Below are 280 nucleotides of genomic sequence, written 5' to 3'. Positions count from 1 at the left end.
GCTGCCCACCAAGGGCCGCGCGTTCATCTCGGTCGCCAACCGCGACAAGCGCTCGATGATCTTCCCCGCGCGGGAGCTGGTCGCGCACGGCTTCGAGCTACTGGCGACCTCCGGCACCGCCGAGGTCCTCAAGCGCAACGGCATCCACGCCACCGTGGTGCGCAAGCAGTCCGAGGGCACCGGCCCGAACGGGGAGCGGACCATCGTCCAGCTCATCCACGACGGCGAGGTCGACCTCATCGTCAACACCCCCTACGGCACCGGTGGCCGTCTGGACGGT

The 280-nt window shown here is 69.6% G+C and carries 1 protein-coding gene; it reads left to right on the top strand.

What is annotated here, in order from left to right; genetic code table 11:
* Positions 1-280 (top strand): hypothetical protein (locus IO33_RS45470; protein WP_037687637.1); only part of this gene is annotated, 280 nt, incomplete at both ends.

Source organism: Streptomyces durhamensis (assembly GCF_000725475.1).
Lineage (GTDB): Bacteria > Actinomycetota > Actinomycetes > Streptomycetales > Streptomycetaceae > Streptomyces > Streptomyces filipinensis.
This window is presented reverse-complemented; position numbering and strand designations above follow the sequence as displayed.